The sequence below is a fragment of the Pseudomonas sp. F8002 genome, assembly GCF_013385495.1.
Classification (GTDB): domain Bacteria; phylum Pseudomonadota; class Gammaproteobacteria; order Pseudomonadales; family Pseudomonadaceae; genus Aquipseudomonas.
In genome coordinates this window covers 181308-200799 of sequence record NZ_JACAPW010000015.1, presented here as the reverse complement: position 1 = coordinate 200799, position 19492 = coordinate 181308, and the positions used below count along the sequence as shown (strand labels likewise).

General features: G+C 61.6%; 16 protein-coding genes and 1 pseudogene. 6 read left to right on the top strand and 11 right to left on the bottom strand.

The window, feature by feature from the left end:
* The 6 genes from ccoO (HX811_RS12635) to ccoN (HX811_RS12610) form a co-directional block, all read right to left on the bottom strand.
* Window positions 1–609 carry a cytochrome-c oxidase, cbb3-type subunit II gene (gene ccoO / locus HX811_RS12635; protein WP_003193167.1) on the bottom strand — a complete coding sequence of 203 codons (609 nt, stop codon included), beginning with the start codon at window positions 607–609 and terminating at the stop codon, window positions 1–3.
* Window positions 609–2051 carry a cytochrome-c oxidase, cbb3-type subunit I gene (gene ccoN, locus HX811_RS12630; RefSeq protein WP_003219015.1) on the bottom strand — a complete coding sequence of 481 codons (1443 nt, stop codon included), beginning with the start codon at window positions 2049–2051 and terminating at the stop codon, window positions 609–611. The genes ccoO (HX811_RS12635) and ccoN (HX811_RS12630) overlap by 1 nt, the downstream gene beginning before the upstream one ends.
* Window positions 2052–2524: 473 nt before the next feature.
* Entirely contained in the window at window positions 2525–3472 is a 948-nt protein-coding gene (gene ccoP, locus HX811_RS12625) for a cytochrome-c oxidase, cbb3-type subunit III (RefSeq protein ID WP_177046095.1), read from the bottom strand.
* Window positions 3469–3675, bottom strand: a complete 207-nt coding sequence (locus HX811_RS12620; protein ID WP_003219012.1) for a cbb3-type cytochrome c oxidase subunit 3 — start codon at window positions 3673–3675, stop codon at window positions 3469–3471. The genes ccoP and HX811_RS12620 overlap by 4 nt, the downstream gene beginning before the upstream one ends.
* A 3-nt stretch (window positions 3676–3678) precedes the next feature.
* Window positions 3679–4287, bottom strand: a complete 609-nt coding sequence (ccoO, locus tag HX811_RS12615) for a cytochrome-c oxidase, cbb3-type subunit II (RefSeq protein ID WP_003219010.1) — start codon at window positions 4285–4287, stop codon at window positions 3679–3681.
* A 10-nt stretch (window positions 4288–4297) separates the two neighbouring features.
* Window positions 4298–5722, bottom strand: a complete 1425-nt coding sequence (ccoN, locus tag HX811_RS12610) for a cytochrome-c oxidase, cbb3-type subunit I (RefSeq protein ID WP_003219009.1) — start codon at window positions 5720–5722, stop codon at window positions 4298–4300.
* A 79-nt stretch (window positions 5723–5801) separates the two neighbouring features.
* Here ccoN (HX811_RS12610) and HX811_RS12605 point away from each other — a divergent pair, with 79 nt between their 5' ends.
* Window positions 5802–6491 carry an alpha/beta family hydrolase gene (locus HX811_RS12605; RefSeq protein ID WP_177046093.1) on the top strand — a complete coding sequence of 230 codons (690 nt, stop codon included), beginning with the start codon at window positions 5802–5804 and terminating at the stop codon, window positions 6489–6491.
* 81 nt (window positions 6492–6572) lie between these two features.
* On the opposite strand, the gene HX811_RS12600 is transcribed toward HX811_RS12605, so the two are convergent.
* The 3 genes from HX811_RS12600 to acnA form a co-directional block, all read right to left on the bottom strand.
* Window positions 6573–8138 carry a PAS domain-containing methyl-accepting chemotaxis protein gene (locus HX811_RS12600; RefSeq protein ID WP_003219005.1) on the bottom strand — a complete coding sequence of 522 codons (1566 nt, stop codon included), beginning with the start codon at window positions 8136–8138 and terminating at the stop codon, window positions 6573–6575.
* A gap of 85 nt (window positions 8139–8223) precedes the next feature.
* On the bottom strand, window positions 8224–9015 hold the full coding sequence (locus tag HX811_RS12595) for a CPBP family intramembrane glutamic endopeptidase (protein WP_003219003.1): 792 nt from the start codon (window positions 9013–9015) through the stop codon (window positions 8224–8226).
* A gap of 111 nt (window positions 9016–9126) precedes the next feature.
* Window positions 9127–11868: an aconitate hydratase AcnA gene (gene acnA / locus HX811_RS12590; protein ID WP_177046091.1), complete on the bottom strand. Its 2742-nt coding sequence runs from the start codon at window positions 11866–11868 to the stop codon at window positions 9127–9129.
* A gap of 191 nt (window positions 11869–12059) precedes the next feature.
* Between acnA and rlmM the strand changes: the two genes are divergently transcribed.
* Window positions 12060–13133, top strand: a complete 1074-nt coding sequence (rlmM, locus tag HX811_RS12585; protein WP_003219000.1) for a 23S rRNA (cytidine(2498)-2'-O)-methyltransferase RlmM — start codon at window positions 12060–12062, stop codon at window positions 13131–13133.
* A gap of 108 nt (window positions 13134–13241) precedes the next feature.
* Complete coding sequence (gene tusA / locus HX811_RS12580) at window positions 13242–13493, top strand: sulfurtransferase TusA (RefSeq protein ID WP_003218998.1); 252 nt, start codon at window positions 13242–13244, stop codon at window positions 13491–13493.
* On the opposite strand, the gene HX811_RS12575 is transcribed toward tusA, so the two are convergent.
* Window positions 13490–14878 (bottom strand): MATE family efflux transporter, encoded by a 1389-nt coding sequence (locus HX811_RS12575; RefSeq protein ID WP_177046089.1) that lies wholly within the window; start codon window positions 14876–14878, stop codon window positions 13490–13492. The genes tusA and HX811_RS12575 overlap by 4 nt on opposite strands.
* Before the next feature lie 327 nt (window positions 14879–15205).
* On the opposite strand from HX811_RS12575, the gene pdxB reads away from it, so the two are divergent.
* Window positions 15206–16348: a 4-phosphoerythronate dehydrogenase PdxB gene (gene pdxB / locus HX811_RS12570; protein ID WP_177046087.1), complete on the top strand. Its 1143-nt coding sequence runs from the start codon at window positions 15206–15208 to the stop codon at window positions 16346–16348.
* Window positions 16349–16399: 51 nt separating this feature from the next.
* Here the strand turns inward: pdxB and HX811_RS12565 are convergent, their stop codons facing one another.
* Window positions 16400–16573: a PA1571 family protein gene (locus tag HX811_RS12565; RefSeq protein WP_003218992.1), complete on the bottom strand. Its 174-nt coding sequence runs from the start codon at window positions 16571–16573 to the stop codon at window positions 16400–16402.
* Window positions 16574–16789: 216 nt separating this feature from the next.
* On the opposite strand from HX811_RS12565, the gene HX811_RS12560 reads away from it, so the two are divergent.
* Together HX811_RS12560 and HX811_RS12555 are read left to right on the top strand one after the other, a co-directional pair.
* Window positions 16790–18595: an ABC transporter transmembrane domain-containing protein gene (locus tag HX811_RS12560; RefSeq protein ID WP_177046085.1), complete on the top strand. Its 1806-nt coding sequence runs from the start codon at window positions 16790–16792 to the stop codon at window positions 18593–18595.
* 71 nt (window positions 18596–18666) lie between these two features.
* Window positions 18667–19431, top strand: a pseudogene (locus HX811_RS12555) (Fic family protein); the annotation flags it as partial.
* Between the last annotated feature and the right edge of the window lie 61 nt (window positions 19432–19492).

The following is a 19492-nucleotide window of genomic DNA, read 5'->3' as shown; positions in this document are numbered from 1 at the left end:
TCACCGTTTGCTTTTGATGATGGTGCCAAGGCCTTGCAAGTAGGCCACCAGTGCGTCCATTTCGGTCTTGCCCTTCACGGCCGCTGCCGCGCCGGCGATGTCTTCGTCGGTGTAGGGCACGCCCAGGGTGCGCAAGACTTCCATCTTCTTGGCGGTGTCCTTGCCGTCGAGTTTGTTTTCGACCAGGAACGGGTACGCCGGCATTTTCGATTCGGGCACCACGTTGCGCGGGTTGTACAAGTGCGCACGCTGCCAGTCATCGGAGTAACGACCGCCGACCCGGGCCAGGTCCGGGCCGGTACGCTTGGAACCCCACAGGAACGGGTGGTCCCACACGCTTTCACCGGCGACCGAGTAGTGGCCGTAGCGTTCGGTTTCGGCACGGAACGGGCGGATCATCTGCGAGTGGCAGCCGACACAACCGTTGGCGATGTAGACGTCGCGGCCTTCCAGTTCAAGGGCGGTGCGCGGCTTCATGCCTTCCACCGGCTTGTTGGTCACGTCCTGGAAAAACAGCGGAACGATCTGGGTCAGGCCGCCGATACTCACGGCGATGACCATGAAGAAGGCCAGCAGGCCGATATTCTTCTCGACTACTTCATGCTTCATCAGTGAGCTCCCACAACGGCGATCTTGGTAGCGGCTTCGGCTTCTACAGGGTCGGAGGCACGCACGGTGCGCCACACGTTGTAGGCCATGAACAGCATGCCGCTGGCAAAGATCGCACCGCCCAGGGCGCGCACGATGTAACCCGGATGGCTGGCTTGCAGCCCTTCGACGAAGGAGTAGGTGAGGGTGCCGTCATCGTTGATTGCACGCCACATCAGGCCTTGGGTGATGCCGTTGACCCACATCGAGGCGATGTAGAGCACGGTACCGATGGTGGCCAGCCAGAAGTGCGTGTTGATCAGGCTGACGCTGTGCATCTGCGCACGGCCGAAGAGTTTCGGGATCATGTGGTACAGCGCGCCGATGGAAATCATCGCTACCCAACCGAGGGCGCCGGCGTGTACGTGGCCGATGGTCCAGTCGGTGTAGTGGGACAGCGAGTTGACCGTCTTGATGGCCATCATCGGGCCTTCGAAGGTCGACATGCCGTAGAACGCCAGGGAGACCACCAGGAACCGCAGGATCGGGTCGGTGCGCAATTTATGCCAGGCGCCCGACAGGGTCATCATGCCGTTGATCATGCCGCCCCAGCTTGGCGCGAGCAGGATGATCGACATCGCCATGCCCAGGGACTGGGCCCAGTCCGGCAATGCGGTGTAGTGCAGGTGGTGCGGACCGGCCCAGATGTACAGGGTGATCAGGGCCCAGAAGTGCACGATGGACAGGCGATAGGAGTAGATCGGACGCTCGGCCTGTTTCGGCACGAAGTAGTACATCATCCCCAGGAAGCCGGTGGTGAGGAAGAAACCTACGGCGTTGTGGCCGTACCACCACTGGATCATTGCGTCCGTCGCACCGGCGTAGGCCGAGTAGGACTTGAAGAAGCTGACCGGCAAGGACGCATGGTTGACGATATGCAGCATCGCCGTCACCAGGATAAATGCCCCGTAGAACCAGTTGCCGACATAGATGTGCTTGGTCTTGCGCTTGACGATGGTGCCGAAGAACACCACTGCGTAGGTCACCCAGACAATCGCCAGCAAAATGGCGATCGGCCATTCCAGCTCGGCGTATTCCTTGGTGGTGGTGTAGCCCAGCGGCAGGGTGACGATCGCGCCCACGATGACCGCTTGCCAACCCCAGAAGGTAAAGGCCGCCAGTGCATCGGAAATCAGTCGCGTTTGGCAGGTTCGCTGCACGACGTAGTAAGAAGTGGCAAACAGTGCACATCCACCGAAGGCGAAAATCACCAGGTTGGTGTGCAACGGGCGCAGGCGTCCAAATGTCGTCCATGGCAGGCCAAAATTCAACTCTGGCCAAACCAGTTGCGAGGCAATGAAAACGCCGAGCCCCATGCCAAGGATCCCCCAGACCACCGTCATGATGGCGAACTGGCGGACTACCTTATAGTTATAAGCAGTCGGACTGATTGCTGTGCTCATTCTAAGGTTCCACGGTTTAGTTTTTTTATAGGGTAAAAATCGGTCGCAAGTATGGAGAAAGCAAGATTCCATTGCAACGCAAGGTGACCTGCGTCAATGCGTTCCAAACCAGATTCTGCGCCCTTTCCATGTTTGGCGTAAGGACAAAATTCAGGGTTAAAAGCTGACGACTTGGACAGGATTTTAAACGGGTCGAAGGTACTTGTAACTGAGTGTGTGTAAACAAGCAGCTCGGGTGACGAATGGCCAGTGGCACGACAGCCGGTAGGTACCAGCCTTTGCGCCTGTCATCGAGCAGAAATGTTTCAACCCATCGAGTGCAAGTCGGCCGTCGACCGGCCAATGCCAGCCCACTGTGCAAACAAGCGTAGACCCGAATGGCAGGAGGGGAAAGTCAGCGATCGGAAGGGTGCGACAATGGGTCGCAAAAAAAGCCGCGCCTGAATCAGGCGCGGCTTTTGGGTGGTGCAGGATTACTCGGGTTGGCTGTCAGGCGTTGCGCCATCAGCATTGTGGGACAGGCTGTAAACATAGGCGGCCAGCAGGTGCACCTTGTCATTGCCTTGCAGTACTTCCTGCGCAGGCATCTGGCCCTGGCGGCCGTGGCGAATGGTCTGCTGCAACTGCGCCAGGCTGGTGCCGTAGATAAAGCCACCTGGCTGCGTCAGGTTCGGTGCGCCCATGGCTTCCACGCCATGGCCTTCCGGCCCGTGGCAGGCGACACAGGTGGTGCTGAATGCCACCTGGCCCGCGGCGACATCCGCGGTGCTGTCCGCCGGCAGCGGCAGGCCTGCCAATTCATGGCGCACATAGGCTGCGACGTTCTTCACACCGTCCTCACCCAGTACTTCACCCCAGGCCGGCATCGCGGCATGACGGCCATTCATGATGGTCATCTTGATTGCATCCGCCGAACCGCCCCAGCGCCAGATGTTGTCTGCAAGGTTCGGGAAGCCGTAGGCGCCCTTGGCGTCCGAGCCATGGCACACCGCGCAGTTGGAGGCGAACAGGCGGCCGCCCATTTTCAGCGCCTGCGGGTCCCTGGCGACTTCTTCCACCGGCATGGCCGCGAATTTGGCGAAGATCGGCCCGAATTTGGCGTCGGCCTTGGCCATTTCCTTGTCCCATTCCTTGGTCTGGGTCCAGCCATCTTCATAGCCCGGCAACACGCCTTTCCAGTTGCCCAGGCCCGGGTAGAGGATCAGGTAGCCGACGGCAAACACCAGGGTGCCGGCGAACAGCATGAACCACCATTGTGGCAGCGGGTTGTCGTACTCCTCGATCCCGTCGAAGGCGTGGCCCATGGTCTGGTCCACGCTGCCCTTGGTCTCGCCCTTGCGGGTGCCGATCAACAGCCAGGTCAGGCCGATCAGGCTGCCGAGGGTCAGTACACAGATCCATGTACTCCAGAAGGTAGTCATGGCCGGTTGCTCCTTGTTGCAGGCTCTTCTTGAGCGTCGGGGGTTGGCGGTAGCGGTTCATCGGCAAACGGCAGCAGGCACGCCTCGGCGAACTCTGCGTTGCGCCGGGAGTTGAACACCCACAGCGACAGGCCGATGAAGGCGATGGCCACGACCAGCGTGCCAAGGCCGCGGATGGTTCCAGCATCGAATTCAAATCCCATGGCTCACCTCTTGCTCTTGATGGCAGTGCCGAGCACTTGCAGGTACGAAACCAGCGCGTCCATCTCGGTCTTGCCCTTGAGGGAGGCCACGGCACCGGCGATGTCGTCGTCGGTGTACGGCACGCCGAGGGTGCGCATCACCTTGAGCTTGGTCTCGGTGTGGCTGCTGTCGACCGGGGCGGTGACCAGCCATGGGTACGCCGGCATCTTCGATTCCGGTACCACGTTGCGCGGGTTGTACAAGTGCGCGCGGTGCCAGTCGTCCGAGTAGCGCGCGCCGACGCGGGCCAGGTCCGGCCCGGTGCGCTTGGAGCCCCACAGGAACGGGTGATCCCACACGCTTTCACCGGCCACCGAGTAGTGGCCATAACGCTCGGTTTCGGCGCGGAACGGGCGGATCATCTGCGAATGGCACTGTACGCAACCTTCGCGGATATAGATGTCGCGACCTTCCAGTTGCAGCGCGGTGTAGGGCTTCATGCCTTCCACCGGCTTGTTGGTCACATCCTGGAAGAACAGCGGCACAATCTGGGTCAGGCCGCCGATACTCACGGCGAGCACCATCAGCAGCATCAGCAGGCCGACGTTCTTTTCAATGGTTTCGTGTTTCATCATCGACTCCTCAGGCCATCTGCGCCGCAGCGGCGACTTCGGCGGGTTGTGCCGAACGCACAGTGCGCCAAGTGTTGTAAGCCATCAGGAACATGCCGCTGAGGAAGATCGCCCCGCCCACCAGTCGCACGATGAAGCCTGGGTGGCTGGCCACCAGGGTTTCGACGAAGGAGTAGGTCAAGGTGCCGTCTTCGTTGACCGCACGCCACATCAGGCCCTGGGCGATGCCGTTGACCCACATCGAGGCGATGTAGAGCACGGTGCCGATGGTGGCCAGCCAGAAGTGCGCGTTGATCAGGCCGAGGCTGTACATCTGCTCGCGACCGAAGATTTTCGGGATCATGTGATACAGCGCGCCGATGGAGATCATCGCTACCCAACCCAGCGCCCCGGCGTGTACGTGGCCGATGGTCCAGTCGGTGTAGTGGGAGAGGGCATTGACCGTCTTGATCGCCATCATCGGCCCTTCGAAGGTCGACATGCCGTAGAAGGCCAGGGAAACCACCAGGAATCGCAGGATCGGGTCGCTGCGCAACTTATGCCAGGCGCCCGACAGGGTCATCATCCCGTTGATCATCCCGCCCCAGCTCGGTGCCAGCAGTACCAGCGACATCACCATGCCCAGGGACTGTGCCCAGTCCGGCAGCGCGGTGTAGTGCAAGTGGTGCGGGCCGGCCCAGATGTACAGGGTGATCAGTGCCCAGAAGTGCACGATGGACAGGCGATAGGAATACACCGGGCGTTCGGCCTGTTTCGGCACGAAGTAGTACATCATCCCCAGGAAGCCGGCGGTGAGGAAAAAGCCTACCGCGTTATGCCCATACCACCACTGCACCATGGCATCCGTCGCACCGCCGTACAGCGAGTAGGACTTGGTCAGGCTGACCGGAATTTCCAGGTTGTTGACGATATGCAGGATGGCCACGGTGATGATGAACGCACCGAAGAACCAGTTACCGACGTAGATGTGCTTGGTGTTGCGCTTCATCACCGTGCCGAAGAACACGATGGCATAGGCCACCCAGACGATGGTGATCAGGATGTCGATCGGCCATTCCAGCTCGGCGTATTCCTTGGAGCTGGTGTAGCCCAGCGGCAAGGTGATCGCGGCCAGCACAATCACCAGCTGCCAGCCCCAGAAGCAGAACTGCGCGATCTTTGGCGCGAACAATTGGGTCTGGCAGGTGCGTTGCACCGAGTAGAAGGAGCTGGCAAACAGCGCGCAACCGCCAAAGGCAAAGATCACCGCGTTGGTGTGCAGCGGGCGCAAGCGGCCGAAACTGGTCCAGGGCAAATTGAAGTTGAGTTCGGGCCATACCAACTGGGCAGCGAGAAAAACCCCGAGCCCCATGCCGACGATGCCCCACACCACCGTCATAATGGCGAATTGGCGGACCACCTTGTAGTTATAGGCGGTACTTAAAGTAGTGTTCATGGTTCCCCATCCACGGTTCAACCCAAGCAAATGCGGCACTTGGGCTGGAGTTATAGGCAGACTAAAAAGCGAGGCAAGCATGGGCAAAGAGCACAAGGCCAGTATTGACGGGGATCAATGGGCGCAGTGTGTGCGGGAACGCGGCTGGTTGTGGAAGGCCGCGACAGGGTCTATCGCGCGTACGCCCGCGACGCTGATCCTGGCCCACGGCGCGGGCGCGCCAATGGACTCGGGCTTTATGGAAGACATGGCTGCACGCCTTGCCAGGCATGGCGTGAACGTATTGCGCTTCGAATTTCCGTACATGGCCCAGCGCCGTGTGGATGGCGGTAAACGTCCGCCGAACCCGGCGCCGAAACTGCTGGAATGCTGGCGTGAGGTGTATGCCGAGGTGCGACGTCATGTCGCTGGGAAACTGGCGGTGGGCGGTAAGTCGATGGGCGGGCGGATGGCCAGTCTATTGGCGGATGAATTGGGCGCGGACGCGCTGGTGTGCCTGGGTTATCCGTTCTATGCGGTGGGCAAGCCGGAGAAGCCACGGACCGAGCACCTGGCCGGGCTGAAGACGCCGACGTTGATTGTGCAGGGTGAGCGGGATGCACTGGGCAATCGGGCGGCGGTGGAGGGGTATGTGTTGTCGCCGAGCATCGAGGTGATGTGGCTGGTGGCGGGGGATCATGATTTGAAGCCGTTGAAGGCTTCGGGGTTCAGTCATGAGCAGCATTTGGAGGCTGCGGCGGTGAAGGTGGCCGGGTTTCTCGGCGCCTGATAGGGCCCTTTCGCGAGCAAGCCCGCTCCCACATTTGAAATGCATTCCAAATGTGGGAGCGGGCTTGCTCGCGAAAGCGGTTTACCGGTTAAAGCGTTCTACCAGCGAATACTGAGTATTGGCGGTATGCGTCAGCTCTTCACTCAACTGCGCCGAATTCAACGCCTGTTCCGACGTCTGGTCCGCCAGCAGCGCAATGGTGCTGATGTTACGGCTGATCTCTTCCGCCACCGAGCTCTGCTCTTCGGTCGCCGCCGCAATCTGCGCCGTCATATCAGTGATGTGCGCCACCGCCTCGCTGATCCCGATCAGCGCCTGATCCGCTTCCATCACCCGTGCCACACCTTCTTCCGCCTGGCGATGCCCGGCGTCCATGGTTTGTACGGCCGCGCTGGCGGTCTGTTGCAGCTTGGCGATCAGCGCATGAATCTGCCCGGTGGACTCGCTGGTGCGCTGGGCCAGTTGCCGCACTTCGTCGGCCACCACCGCAAAGCCGCGACCCATCTCCCCGGCACGGGCCGCTTCGATGGCCGCGTTCAGCGCCAGCAGGTTGGTCTGGTCGGCGATGCCTTTGATCACATCCACCACGCCACCGATTTCGTCACTGTCCTTGGCCAGTTGGGTCACGGTCACGCCGGTCTCGCCCACGGCCACCGACAGGCGCTGAATCGCTTCGCGGGTTTCGCCGGCGATATCACGGCCACGCCCGGTCAGGCGATTGGCTTCCTGGGTGGCATCGGCGGTGCGTTGCACATGGCTGGCGACTTCCTGAGTCGTCGCGGCCATCTGGTTGACCGCGGTGGCCACCTGTTCGGTTTCCACGCGCTGGCGTTCAAGACCGCTGGAGCTGTTATGCGCCAGGGTATTGGACTGCGCCGCCTGGGAGTTGAGGTGTTCAGCCGTGTCCTGCAAACGGGTAAGGCACGTCTTCAGGCGCGCCTCCTGGCTGAGGATCGACATTTCCAGGCGCGCCTGGGCGCCGCGGCTGTCGGTGTACATCTGCGCGATCAGTGGGTCTGAGGTGGTCTGTTCGGCCAGGCGCAGCAAGCGCTTGAGCCCGCGTTGTTGCCAGCTCAGGCCCAACAGGCCCAACGGTACCGACAGCGCCGCTGCCAGGGCAAAGCCCCAGTGGGAATTGAGCCAGACGCCAATCAGGAAGCTCAACTGGCTGACCAGGATAAACGGCAGCCAGTCCTGCAACACCGGCAGCCACTTGTCGCGGCGCGGGATGGCCGGCTTGCCCTGGTTGATGCGCTGGTAAAGCGCTTCGGCACGGCGGATCTGCTCGGCGGTGGGCTTGACCCGCACCGACTCGTAGCCGATCACCTGGTTGCCGTCGAAGACCGGTGTCACATAGGCGTTGACCCAATAGTGATCACCGCTCTTGCAGCGGTTCTTGACGATGCCCATCCATGGCAAGCCTTGTTTGAGCGTGGACCACATGTGTGCGAACACTGCCGCAGGCACATCCGGATGACGAACCAGGTTGTGCGGGGCACGCAGCAGTTCGTCATGGGAAAACCCACTGATCTCGACGAAGGCGTCGTTGCAGTAGGTGATCACGCCTTTGGCATCCGTGGTGGAGATCAACCGTTGCTGAGCGGGGAAGGTACGTTCGCGCTGGGTAACGGGTTGGTTATTACGCATGATTGTTCAATCCGCAAGGCTTTGACAGGTTGTCGACCGTCGCGGGGTTTTATTTAACTTATTTTTTGCAACAATCGGCGCAGCCTCAGCCCGCCAGCATCGGATAGGTAAACAACCCGAAATGCAGCAGGTTCAGCCCGAAGTGCGTAACGATCGCCGCGCCCAATCCGCCAAAGCGATACGCCAGGCCGTAGCCCAGGCCTGCGATGGTCGCCAGCAGGGTCCACTGCCAGCCTGCGCCCAGGTGTACCAGGCCGAACAGCAGGGCGGCCAACAGCAGGGCGAGGTTTTCACCATAGGGCAATTGCTTGAACCGTCGGCTCAGGCCGCCCTGGATATAACCGCGGAACAGCGCTTCCTCCACCAGGGTCACCAGCAGCAGGTTATTCAACACCCACAGCCAGGCCTGCTCCGGCCACTTCGGGGCCCAACTGATGACGCCCAGCAACGCAGCGCCGCCCAGGGCGGCAATCGCCGTCAGTGTCAACGCCAGGGCGGTGGCATAGATCGACAGGCGCAGGGACCGGCGCGCAACAATCCACGGGCAGGCCAGCAGCAGCCAGAAGCCAATCAGCGGCTTGTCCTGGTTCAGGTACATCGAGAAAGGCACGGCGTCGTCCGTAAAGCGCTGCGGCGCGATCCCGCGACCGTTGTAGAACCCGGGCAGCCAATGCATCGCCAGCCCCAGCGCCAGCACGATAAACAGCCCGTGGCCCAGATAGCGTACCCACGGGTTTCGCTGTTGCCGCACGGCAAACCCGGCCAACAGCAGCATGGCGACAGACAGTGCTGCCATTAACCCCAATTGCCCGTAGCTCAAGGCAAGTACATAGCCGATGGAAAGAAGCGCCAGGTACAGCCATGGCAATGCAAGCATGGGGAATCCTTGTGACAGTCAAAATCTGAGGGCGGCAGTATACCGAGCGTCACCGACGGTAAAAATGAAAACACCGCCAGGGAAGGCGGTGTTTTGGGTAGCGCGTGTCAGTTACGAGGCAATCAACTGCCGCAACACGTAGTGCAGGATCCCGCCGGCCTTGAAGTACTCGACCTCATTGAGGGTGTCGATGCGGCACAGCACTTCGACCTTCTCGCTGCTGCCATCCTCACGGGTGATCACCAGCGTCAGGTTCATGCGTGGCTCGATCTCGGCGTGGGTTAGCCCGAGGATGTCGATCTTCTCCTTGCCGGTCAGCTTGAGTGCCTTGCGGTTCTGGTCCAGCTTGAACTGCAGGGGCAGCACGCCCATGCCCACCAGGTTGGAACGGTGAATCCGCTCGAAACTCTCGGCGATCACCGCCTTGACCCCCAGCAGGTTGGTGCCCTTGGCCGCCCAGTCACGGCTTGAGCCGGTGCCGTATTCCTGGCCGGCGATCACCACCAGCGGGGTGCCCGAGGCCTGGTATTTCATGGCGGCGTCATAGATCGGCATTTTCTCGCCGGTAGGGATGTAGATCGTGTTGCCGCCTTCCTCACCGCCGAGCATTTCGTTGCGGATGCGGATGTTGGCGAAGGTGCCGCGCATCATCACTTCATGGTTGCCGCGGCGCGAGCCGTAGGAGTTGAAGTCCCGCGGTTCGACGCCTTGCTCGCGCAGGTATTTGCCGGCCGGGCTGTCGGTCTTGATGTTGCCGGCGGGGGAGATGTGGTCGGTGGTCACCGAGTCCCCCAGCAATGCCAGCACGTTGGCGCCCTTGACGTCTTCGATCACCGGCAGCGGGCCGCCGATGTCGTCGAAGAACGGTGGGTGCTGGATGTAGGTGGAGTCCTTCTGCCACACGTAGGTCGCAGCCTGCGGCACTTCAATGGCCTGCCACTGTTCGTCGCCGGCAAACACTTCGGCGTATTCCTTGTGGAACATCCCGGTGCTGACTTGGGCGACGGCGTCGGCGATTTCCTTGCTGCTGGGCCAGATGTCCCGCAGGTACACCGGTTTTCCGTCAGAGCCGGTGCCCAGTGGTTCGCTGCTGATGTCCATGCGCACGGTGCCGGCCAGGGCATAGGCCACCACGAGGGGCGGGGAGGCCAGCCAGTTGGTTTTCACCAGGGGATGCACCCGGCCTTCGAAGTTACGGTTGCCCGAGAGCACCGAGGCCACGGCCAGGTCGGCTTTCTGGATGGCTTTTTCGATCGGCTCGGGCAGCGGCCCGGAGTTGCCGATACAGGTGGTGCAGCCATAACCCACCAGGTCGAAGCCCAGCTTGTCGAGGTAGTGGGTCAAGCCTGCTGCTTTGTAGTAATCAGTCACGACTTTGGAGCCCGGCGCCAGGGAGGTTTTCACCCAGGGCTTGCTCTTCAGTCCTTTCTCCACGGCCTTTTTCGCCACCAGTCCTGCCGCCATCATCACGCTCGGGTTGGAGGTGTTGGTGCAGGAGGTAATGGCCGCGATCACCACCGCGCCGTTTTTCAGGCGATAGGTCTGGCCTTCGAAGTCGTAGTCGGCTTCACCGATCAGGTCGGCGTTGCCCACCGCAACACCGCCGCCGCCTTCGCTTTCCAGGCGGCCTTCTTCCTTGTTGGTGGGCTTGAATTGCAGGTCGAGGAAATCGCTGAAGGCCTGGCCGACGTTAGGCAGCGAGACACGGTCTTGCGGACGTTTCGGCCCGGCCAGGCTGGCTTCGACGCTGGCCATGTCCAGCGCCAGGCTGTCGGTAAAGATCGGCTCCTGACCTGCATTGCGCCACAGGCCCTGGGCCTTGGTGTAGGCCTCCACCAGTTTGACGGTTTCTGCAGGACGGCCCGACAGGCGCAGGTAGTCCAGGGTTACTTCATCCACCGGGAAGAAGCCACAGGTGGCGCCGTACTCCGGGGCCATGTTGGCGATGGTGGCGCGGTCGGCCAGTGGCAGATCTGCCAGGCCGTCGCCATAGAATTCGACGAATTTGCCGACCACGCCCTTTTTACGCAGCATCTGGGTGACGGTCAGCACCAGGTCAGTGGCGGTGATGCCTTCTTTCAGCTTGCCGGTGAGTTTGAAGCCGATCACTTCCGGGATCAGCATCGAAACGGGCTGCCCGAGCATCGCGGCTTCCGCTTCAATCCCGCCCACACCCCAGCCCAATACGCCGAGGCCGTTGATCATGGTGGTGTGGGAGTCGGTGCCGACCAGGGTGTCGGGGAAGGCATAGGTGCGGCCTTCTTCATCCTTGGTCCACACGGTGCGGCCGAGGTATTCCAGGTTGACCTGGTGGCAGATGCCGGTGCCCGGTGGCACTACGCTGAAGTTGTCGAAGGCGCTCTGGCCCCAGCGCAGGAAGGCGTAGCGTTCGCCGTTGCGCTGCATTTCGATGTCGACGTTTTCCTGGAAGGCGCCGGTGGTGGCGAACTTGTCGACCATCACCGAGTGGTCGATCACCAGGTCCACCGGTGACAGCGGGTTGATGCGTTGCGGGTCACCGCCGGCCTTGGCCACGGCGGCGCGCATGGCGGCCAGGTCGACCACGGCGGGCACGCCGGTAAAGTCTTGCATCAGCACCCGGGCGGGGCGGTACTGGATCTCGCGGTCGGAGCGGCGCTCCTTGAGCCAGGCGGCAATGGCCTTGAGGTCGGCGCCGGTGACGGTCTTTTCGTCTTCCCAGCGCAGCAGGTTTTCCAGCAGCACCTTGAGGGACATCGGCAGCTTGTCCAGATCACCCAGGCTCTTGGCGGCTTCGGGCAGGCTGAAGTAGTGATAGGTCTTGTCGTCGATCTGTAAGGTTTTAAGGGTTCTCAGACTATCAAGGGATGACATTACATGACTCCTTATGGTCCGCACGGCTACGGACCTGACGGGACGAACAGAGCTTACAAATTAGCCCTGTTTTAAGTAGCTGGCTAATTACTGGACTCTATCAATAAGTCCAAGGTTCCGAACTCGGCTATCATGCGCGCGTTTTCATGACAGGCATTGCGCTATAGCAAGCCCGTGATCCAGGAGAGTTGATGAACACCCTTTTTATGCACTGCCGCCCGGGTTTTGAAGGCGAAGTCTGTTCCGAGATCGCGGAACACGCCGCACGCCTGAACGTTTCGGGCTATGCCAAGGCCAAGACCGGCAGCGCCTGCGCCGAATTTGTCTGCACCGAAGAAGACGGCGCCCAGCGCCTGATGCGCGGCCAACGCTTTGCCGAGCTGATCTTCCCGAGGCAGTGGGCGCGCGGGGTGTTCATCGACTTGCCGGAAACCGACCGTATCAGCGTGATCCTCGCGCACCTGCGGGATTTCCCGGTGTGCGGCAGCCTGTGGCTGGAAATGGTCGACACCAATGACGGCAAGGAGCTGTCGAACTTCTGCAAGAAATTCGAAGTTCACTTGCGCAAGGCGCTGATGGCCGCCGGCAAACTGGTGGAAGACGCCAGCAAGCCGCGCCTGCTGTTGACCTTCAAGAGCGGCCGCGAAGTGTTCATGGGCCTGGCCGAGTCGAACAACTCGGCCATGTGGCCGATGGGCATCCCGCGCCTCAAATTCCCGCGGGACGCGCCAAGCCGCTCGACCTTGAAGCTGGAAGAGGCCTGGCACCACTTTATACCCCGAGACCAGTGGGACGAGCGCCTGCACAGCGACATGACCGGCGTCGACCTCGGCGCAGCGCCTGGCGGCTGGACCTGGCAACTGGTCAACCGCGGCATGCTGGTGACCGCCATCGACAACGGCCCGATGGCCGAAAGCCTGATGGACACCGGGCTGGTGCAGCACTTGATGGCCGACGGCTTCATCTACACCCCCAAGCAGCCGGTGGACTGGATGGTCTGCGACATCGTCGAGAAACCGGCGCGCAACGCAGCTTTGCTGGAAACCTGGATTGGCGAGGGACACTGCCGCGAAGCAGTGGTCAACCTGAAGTTGCCGATGAAGCAGCGTTATGCCGAAGTGAAGCGCCTGCTTGAACGCATCGCGGAAGGCTTCAAGGAACGGGGCATCCGGGTGGAGATCGGCTGCAAGCAGCTGTACCACGACCGTGAAGAAGTGACCTGCCATTTGCGCCGGTTGGATGTGAAGAAGCCAAAGGCCCGGTAAACGCTGCTCAATGTAGGAGCGAGCTTGCTCGCGAAAAAACCGAGGGCGCCGCTGGCTACCTGGCGCCCCGCGTTACCGTTAAAATGCCGGCCTGTTTAGGAGTAAACCATGAGCCTGACCCCTGATTTACCCGTCGATGCCGTCCTCGACGCCACCGGCCTCAACTGCCCGGAGCCAGTGATGATGCTGCACCAGCACATCCGCGACCTGGCGCCCGGTGGCTTGCTCAAGGTGATCGCGACCGATCCGTCGACCCGTCGCGACATCCCCAAGTTCTGCGTGTTTCTCGACCATGAACTGGTGGACCAGCAGGAGCAGGCCGGTACCTACCTATACTGGATCCGCAAGAAATCGGCTTAAGCCCGGCGAATCCGCTTGCGTGCGCTGCGCACCAGGCGGATCACCAACATCGCCGCGGCACAGCTCAGGCCCACGATCAGCCCCTGCCACAAGCCGCTCGGGCCGCGGGCGTCGCCCAGCCACTCGGTCAGCCCCAGCGCGTAGCCCACCGGCAAGCCCACGCCCCAATACGCAAACAACGTCAGCACCATGGTCACCCGAGTGTCCTGGTAACCACGTAGTGCGCCGGCGGCCGTGACCTGGATCGCGTCCGAGAACTGAAACAGCGCCGCAAACACAATCAGCATCGCCGCCACCTGGATCACCAGCGGGTCCTGGGTGTAGAGGGTGGCGATCTGTTCGCGAAACAGCAGCATCAGGCTGCAGGACAGGCAGGCATACACCAGCGCCGTGCCCATTCCGACACCTGCGGCAAAGCGCGCCTCACGGGGTTCGCCACTGCCCAGGGCCTGGCCCACGCGCACGGTGACCGCCATGCTCAGGGAGTAGGGGATCATGAACACCAGCGAGCTGAAGTTCAGCGCGATCTGGTGCCCGGCCACCACCGTGGCACCGAGGCTGCCGATCAGCAGCGCGATCACCGCAAAAATGCTCGACTCGGCGAACACCGCGATCCCGATGGGCAAGCCAATGCTCAACACACGCTTGATCACCGACCATTGCGGCCAGTCAAAGCGCTTGAACAGCTCGCTGCTCTGATACACCGGCGCCCAGCGGGTCCAGGCGGCCAGGCCGAGCATCATCACCCACATCACGATCGCCGTGGCCCAGCCGCAACCGATGCCGCCCATGGCCGGCACGCCGAAGTGGCCGTAGATGAACACATAGTTCAGCGGAATATTCAGCGCCAGCCCGCACAGGCCCATGACCATGCTCGGCCGCGTTCGGCCCAGCCCGTCGCTGAAGCAGCGCAGCACGTAATACAACGCAATGGCCGGCATGCCCGAAGCGATGCCGTGCAGGTAGCCCATGCAGGGCTTGATCAACTCGGGATCAACCTTCATCAGGTGCAGGATCGGTTCGGCGCTGATCAGCAACAGCAGCGCGGTAATTCCCACCACCAGTGCCAGCCACATCGACTGGCGCACCAGCGGGCCGATTTCACCGTGGGTGCCGGCGCCAAAGCGCTGGGCGACTTTCGGCGTGGTGGCCAACAGGGTGCCGGTCATCAGCAGGTACACCGGGATCCAGATGGAGTTGCCCAGGGCGACCGCCGCCAGGTCTCGGGAGCTGACACGCCCGGCCATCACGGCATCGACGAACCCCATGGCGGTGGTCGCCAGTTGCCCGATCATGATCGGCAGCGCCAGGGCCAGCAGGTTGCGCACTTCAAGGCTGACGCGGGCGGGGCGAGAAAGGGCGGTGGTGGTTGTGGCAGTGTTCACGTACAGATGTCCGATAGGGGGAGCGCAGGACGGCGCATTCTACGCCTTGACGTGTTGGTCAGGAAAAAACCTGTGTTGTGGATTTGTAAACACATCCCCGCGCAAATGCAGCGTTTTGTGGCGAGGGCGCTTGCTGTGGTGAGGGAGCTTGCTGTGGCGAGGGAGCTTGCTCCCGCGGGGCTGCGCAGCAGCCCCAGAACGGGCAACCGCTGTGTACCTGAAAAAACACGGTGCTGCATTTGGGAGCGCTGCGCACTCCAGCGGGAGCAAGCTCCCTCGCCACAAGGAAAACCGCTGTACACTGCTGATCCGCGAAAGGAGCCTGCCATGCTGATTGTTGCCGACGAAAATATCCCGCTGCTCGATGCATTCTTCGAAGGATTCGGCGAGATTCGCCGGGTTCCGGGCCGGTCCATTGACCGCGCGACGATCGAGCAGGCCGATGTGCTGCTGGTGCGTTCAGTGACCAACGTCAACCGGGCCTTGCTCGAAGGCACGCCGGTGCGGTTTGTCGGCACCTGCACCATCGGCACTGATCACCTCGACCTCGATTACTTCCAGCGCGCCGGCATCCAATGGTCCAGCGCCCCCGGCTGCAATGCCCGTGGCGTGGTCGACTATGTACTGGGCAGCCTGCTGACCCTGGCCGAGATCGAAGGCGCCGACCTGGCCCAGCGCACCTACGGTGTGGTGGGTGCCGGTGAAGTCGGCGGGCGTCTGGTCAAGGTGCTCAAGGCGTTGGGCTGGAACGTACTGGTGTGCGACCCGCCCCGGCAGATCGCCGAGGACGGTGATTACGTCAGCCTGGAGCAGATCGTCGAGCAGTGCGATGTGATCAGCCTGCACACGCCGCTGAACAAATCCGGCAACGGCTCCACCTGGCACTTGTTCGACCGCGAGCGCCTCAACCAGCTCAAGCCCGGTGCCTGGCTGATCAACGCCAGCCGCGGCCCGGTGGTGGACAACGCCGCCCTCAAGGAGGTGCTGCTGGCGCGCGAAGACCTGCAGGCCGTGCTGGATGTGTGGGAAGGCGAGCCCCAGGTGGACGTTGACCTGGCCGACCTGTGTGTGCTGGCCACCCCGCATATCGCCGGCTACAGCCTGGACGGCAAGCAGCGCGGCACGGCGCAGATCTATCAGGCGTTTTGCCAGCATCTTGGTCAGGACCCGACGATTCAATTGAGCGACTTGCTGCCGGAGCCATGGCTGGCCGAAGTCAGCCTCAATGCCAATACCGATCCCGCCTGGGCCCTGGCGACCCTATGCCGCAGCGTGTACGACCCGCGCCGTGATGACGCGGATTTCCGCCGCAGCCTGGTAGGCACAGTGGATGAGCAGCGCAAGGCCTTCGACCTGCTGCGTAAGCACTACCCCGAGCGGCGTGAGATTGACGGCTTGAAAGTGCGGATCAACGGCGAGTCTGCCGCCTTGTCGAGCATCGTGGCAGCATTGGGCGCACAGGCAATCTGAAGGCATAAAAAACCCGGCCATCAAGGCCGGGTTTAAGAGAGCGTGGGCGAATCAGCCTCGCTTGGCAGGCTTGACCAATTTCTGTTCCAGTTCGGCGCACGCGCTCTGGATCATTTCTTCGGTGATTTGCACTTCGCGGCCCTGAGCGTCGATGTACGAGCAAGGCAACTGCTGCGGTTGGCGGATCACTTGAATTTTGGCGTTGCTGCTGTTTTGCAAGGACATGGCCCGTCTCCTCATCAGGTTGTGTACCTACTTTAAAACCCCCGCGTGACCACGTTGTTACAACTCCTTGCGCGGCCCGCAGATCGAATGCCCAGTCCAGCAGAAACCGATACAAATTTCCAGCCGGTCCTTAGACCGATAGCCTCTAGGGCCTAGGTTCGGTGAGCATAATTAACCTGACTCATTGTGATTCGCTCAAGTTCCCCCCATGTAGCAATGCAGGTTCCCGTCTCCAACCTTCAGGTGAAACCCTCCATGCTCTCAGCCCGTCAACGCCGCGCGATTCGCCTGGCCAGTCGCTTCGTCGCTCCCTACCGCTGGCAGGCCCTGGGCGCCTTGTTGGCGCTGATCGTCACCGCCGGCATTACCTTGTCCATGGGCCAGGGTATTCGCCTGCTGGTGGACCAGGGGTTCATGACCCAGTCGCCGCACCTGCTCAACCAGTCCATCGGGCTGTTCATGATCCTGGTGCTGGGCCTGGCGGTGGGCACCTTTGCGCGGTTTTACCTGGTGTCGTGGATCGGCGAGCGGGTGGTGGCGGACATCCGGCGGCAGGTGTTCAACCACTTGATCTACTTGCATCCGGGCTTCTACGAAAACAACCGCAGCTCGGAAATCCAGTCCCGGCTGACCACCGACACCACCTTGCTGCAATCGGTGATCGGCTCCTCGCTGTCGCTGTTCCTGCGCAACGCCTTGATGGTGATCGGCGGGATCGTGCTGCTGTTTGTCACCAACCCCAAGCTCACCAGCATCGTCGTGATAGCGCTGCCACTGGTGCTGGCGCCGATCCTGATCTTCGGCCGCCGGGTGCGCAGCCTGTCGCGCCAGAGCCAGGATCGCATCGCCGATGTCGGCAGCTATGTGTCCGAAACCCTCGGCCAGATCAAGACCGTGCAGGCCTACAACCACCAGGTTCAGGACGAACAGCGCTTCGCGGTGACGGTGGAAGAGGCCTTCACCACCGCCCGCAAACGCATCGTGCAGCGCGCCTGGCTGATTACCCTGGTGATCATGCTGGTGCTGGGCGCCGTGGGCGTGATGCTCTGGGTCGGCGGCATGGACGTGATCGGCGGGCGCATTTCCGGTGGTGAGCTGGCGGCGTTCGTGTTCTACAGCCTGATCGTCGGCAGTGCCGTCGGTACCTTGAGTGAAGTGTTGGGCGAGTTGCAGCGCGCCGCCGGTGCGGCGGAGCGGATTGGCGAATTGCTGCAGTCGAGCAATGAGATCAAGGCGCCCGAAGCCAACGTGATCAAGTTGCCGGAGCGGGTCAGCGGCCGCCTGGAAATCCAGGATTTGCGCTTCTCCTATCCGTCGCGCCCGGATCGTTTTGCCATCGACGGCTTGAGCCTGAGCATCAATGCAGGCGAAACCCTGGCCCTGGTCGGTCCGTCCGGCGCGGGTAAATCGACGATGTTCGATCTGTTGCTGCGTTTCTACGATCCCCAGCAAGGCCGCATCCTGCTTGAAGGCCACCCGCTGACCGAGCTGGATCCGCTGGACCTGCGCCGCTGTTTCGCCCTGGTGTCCCAGAGCCCGGCGCTGTTTTTCGGCAGCGTTGAGGAGAACATCCGCTACGGCAATCCGACGGCCACCTTTACCCAGGTCGAGGAGGCGGCGCGCATCGCCCACGCCCACGACTTCATTTTGCAAATGCCCGACGGCTACCAGACCCACCTGGGCGACGGCGGCATGGGCCTTTCGGGCGGCCAGCGCCAACGCCTGGCCATCGCCCGGGCCTTGTTGGTGGATGCACCGATCCTGCTGCTGGACGAAGCCACCAGCGCGCTGGACGCCCAGAGCGAACACCTGATCCAGCAGGCGCTGCCGCAGTTGATGGAAGGGCGCACCACGCTGGTGATCGCCCACCGGCTGGCCACGGTGAAGAATGCCGACCGGATTGCCGTGATGGACCAGGGCAAGCTGGTGGCGGTGGGGACGCATCAGCAACTGATCGCCAGCAATCCGCTGTATGCACGGCTGGCGGCTTTGCAGTTCAGTGATGGCACTGACGTTGATTGAGGCATTGAGGCTGTGGTGCGAGCGTCCCTTAGGGCATTATGCTGGCTTTCGTTACAGACTTGGATGAGGATATGAGCCGTTATCAACCTCCGTTGACCCTGACTGCCAAGATGTTGAGTCTGGTTGCTGATATCAGTGAGCAGATTGGTCAGCTTTCAGCTGGAGACGACAACCGGCAGACTCCGCAATTGAGGCGTGGCAACCGGATTCGTACGATTCAGGCTTCGCTGGCCATCGAGAACAATACCCTGAGTGTCGAACAGGTGACCGCTGTGCTGGAAGGCAAGCGTGTGCTGGGCTTGCCCCGGGAGATTCAGGAAGTACGCAACGCTTTTTCCGCTTACGAGTCTATGCCGCAGTGGGCACCGGGCGAACGTGCGGACCTGCTACGTGCCCATGAGTTATTGATGTATGGATTGATCGACGATGCGGGTCGGTTTCGTCAGGCGGGCGTAGGGATCTATCGGGGCGAACAGTTGGTGCACATGGCGCCGCCGGCGAGCCGTGTTACGCATTTGGTTGATGATTTACTGAAGTGGCAGTCCGCCTCTGACTGGCATCCACTGATCGTCAGTTGCGTCTTTCACTACGAATTCGAGTTTATCCATCCTTTTGCCGATGGAAACGGGCGCATGGGCCGCTTATGGCAAACCCTGATTCTCAGTCAGTGGCGCCCGGTGCTGGCTTACTTGCCGGTAGAGGCGGTGATTCGGGAGCAGCAGGACGCTTATTACGCCGCATTGTCGGCGGCGGACCAGCAGGCAGAGGCAACTCCCTTTGTCGAGTTCATGCTGCAAGCCTTGAACCTTGCGCTGGCAGAAGCGGTGCAAAGCGAGTCCCCGGCAGTGCCATAAAAAAGCCCGCATCTTTCAATGCGGGCACTTTTCTTTCAGCTTC